Annotated in this window: 2 protein-coding genes and 1 pseudogene; 1 reads left to right on the top strand and 2 read right to left on the bottom strand. The window is 65.8% G+C overall.

Features of this window, described 5'->3' with window-relative positions:
* A pseudogene (locus VFL62_RS10070) lies at positions 1-93 on the bottom strand (DUF2093 domain-containing protein); the annotation flags it as partial.
* Between the two features lie 205 nt (positions 94-298).
* On the opposite strand from VFL62_RS10070, the gene VFL62_RS10075 reads away from it, so the two are divergent.
* Positions 299-1,132 carry a dienelactone hydrolase family protein gene (locus VFL62_RS10075; RefSeq protein ID WP_414644671.1) on the top strand — a complete coding sequence of 278 codons (834 nt, stop codon included), beginning with the start codon at positions 299-301 and terminating at the stop codon, positions 1,130-1,132.
* A 19-nt stretch (positions 1,133-1,151) separates the two neighbouring features.
* Here VFL62_RS10075 and xseA read toward each other — a convergent pair.
* On the bottom strand, positions 1,152-2,732 hold a 1,581-nt coding region (xseA, locus tag VFL62_RS10080), incomplete at its 5' end, for an exodeoxyribonuclease VII large subunit (RefSeq protein WP_325172226.1).

Here is a 2,732-nt window from a genome sequence, read left to right on the forward strand (position 1 = left end):
AACATAGGTGCCCGGCGAGATCACGCGGAAATCGCCGTCGAGATATTGCACCTGCGCCTCGCCATGGCCGGATGAGCCAAACTTATTCAGCACCGTCGAACCTCGATCAATCCCCGATCATCCGGATCGGATCACATAGAACATTTAGAAACATAAACGTATCATAAATAGGGTCTGATGTCCGCCGGTCAAACCCACCGATTTGTGATGAATCGGCCTTTGAACGCGTGTTAGCCTTTTGCGGCGTCCGCTGAAACGGGAAGCGAAAGTCAGGAACCATCGCGGTCCGGCAAAGCCAATGCGTTTTCCAACTGTTGTCATCGCACTCACTGTTCTGGCCATGACGTCACCTGCATGGGCGGCCTCGCCGGCGCCACAGGCCGTCGAGATTCCGTTGGGGACTGCGACGCTCCGTGCTCAGCTTTTCAGGCCCGAGGGGAACGGCCCGTTTCCGGTCGTGATCGCGTTGCACGGCTGCGGCGGCCTGGGCGGCCGTTCCGAGCCGGTTCAATCCCGTTATCGCGACTGGGCCGACGAATTGCTCAAAGACGGCAAGGCGGTTCTTTTTCCCGATAGCTATGGCTCGCGGGAGCTTGGTCCGCAGTGCCGCGTCAAGGAGCGGCGGATCACCGCCCGCCGCGAGCGCGTGGGCGATATCCTGGCGGCCCGGCAATGGCTGATGCAGCAGGGCTGGGTGGCGCGGGACCGCATCAGCCTGATGGGCTGGGCCAATGGGGCGAGCGCGCTGTTATGGGCGGTTCGCCCGCAACTGCTGCTGCGTCATGCCGAACCGGATTTTCGTTCGGCTGTCGCCTTTTATCCCGATTGCCGCCTGTCGTCAGGTCTCGGCTGGAGCACGCGGGTGCCGACGCTGGTCCTGATCGGGGCCAAGGATGACGTGAGTTCGCCGCCGGCTTGCCGGCAGATGGTGGAGGGCGCCCACGGCCGCAGCGCCCTGACGCGGATCGTGGTCTATCCGAGCGCCTATCACGATTTCGACCGCCCCAACTTACCGCTTCATGCGATCGGTCCGAATACCGACGCTGCCGATCCCGAAAAAGGTCATCTCGGCACTGACGCCGAGGCGCGTGCGGATTCGCAAAGGCGCGTCGCAGAGTGGCTGGCGCGCTAGTAGCGGCTGACTTGAGAATCTAGAACAGGCTGCCCTGATCGACCGGTTTGGCCACGCGCTTGGGCGCGGCGGGTTTTGCTTCGCGCGGGGCAGGCTTGGACGAGCCCGCGGCCTCGCTGGTATCGGCGGTCACGCCGATCCGCCCGTCCGCGAATTCAACGCTCATGCGCGCGCCGGGTCCCACGTCGGCAGCGGCATGCAGCGGATGTCCGGCCTCGTCGCGCACCAGCGCAAAGCCGCGCGCCAGCACGCCGCGATAGGACAATGCATTCAGCAGTTGCCCGCTATGGGCGACCCGCGCCGATAGCCGCTGCGCCGAGGTCGCGAGCGCGCGGCGGGCGCGCTCGGCCAGCCTTGCCACGCGCTCGCGGTCGCGCGCGATCGCCTGGCGCTGCGCGTCCGCATTCGAAAGCTTCGAAGTCCTCAGCCGGATCGCAAGCGAGGTGAAACGATCGTTGCGGTTTCGCAGCAGCGATTTGGTGGAAATCGCGATCCGCTCGCCCGATGCTGCGAGTCGCTGGCGAGCGTGCGCAAGCTGCGCGCGCAGCACCCGCATCGTCAGCCGTCCGCTGACGCTTGCGAACTGCCGGAAATGGGCGTGCGTGTTGGCTCTCAAGGCCCGGGGCAGGGCGAAAGCCGCGCCATCCAGCCGTTGCCGCGGGATGGCGAGTAGTTCGCCCAGGCTTGGCAGCGCGCGGGCCGCGGCGCGCCATTCGTTGCGGCGCATTTCCTGGCCGCGCTGCCAGCACAGCATCGACCGCCGCGTCAGCGACGCCACTTCGAGCAGCAGTTCGCTGCGAACCGGAACCGCCATCTCCGCCGCGGCCGTCGGGGTCGGCGCGCGCTTGTCGGCGGCAAAATCGATCAGGGTGACGTCGGTCTCGTGGCCGACCGCCGAAATCAGCGGGATCATGCTGTCGGCCGCCGCGCGGACCACGACCTCCTCGTTGAACGACCAGAGGTCTTCCAGCGAGCCGCCGCCGCGTGCCACGATCAGAAGATCGGGGCGCGGAATTCGGCCGCCCTCCGGCAGAGCGTTGAATCCGCGAATGGCGGCTGCCACCTGTTCGGCCGAGCCCTCACCCTGCACGCGCACCGGCCACACCAGCACGCGACGGGGAAAACGGTCTTCGAGCCGGTGCAGGATGTCGCGAATCACGGCGCCGGTCGGCGAAGTGACGACGCCGATCACCTCGGGCAGCCAGGGCAACAACTGCTTGCGCGCCTCATCGAACAGGCCTTCGGCGGCCAGCTTCTTCTTGCGTTCTTCCATCAGCGCCATCAGCGCGCCGATGCCGGCGGGTTCGAGCGCCTCGATCACGATCTGGTATTTCGACGAGCTGGGATAGGTCGTCAGCCGGCCGGTGGCGATGACCTCAAGACCTTCCTGGGGCTTGAAGCGCATCCGGTAATGCGTGCCCTTCCAGATCACCGCTTCGATTTTCGCGCCGTCGTCCTTGAGCGCGAAATAGCAGTGGCCGGAGGCATGGGCGCCGCGGAAACCGGTGATTTCGCCGCGCACCCGGACATGCCCATAGGCATCCTCCACCGTTCGGCGCAGCGCGGAGGACAGTTCGGTCACCGTGAATTCGGGTGCATT

It is taken from the genome of Bradyrhizobium sp. (genome assembly GCF_035701725.1).
Classification (GTDB): domain Bacteria; phylum Pseudomonadota; class Alphaproteobacteria; order Rhizobiales; family Xanthobacteraceae; genus Bradyrhizobium.

What these genes read in the sequence shown, in the direction of transcription:
- VFL62_RS10075 (WP_414644671.1), top strand. Translation starts at nt 299, where the DNA reads ATGCGTTTTCCAACTGTTGTCATCGCACTCACTGTTCTGGCCATGACG.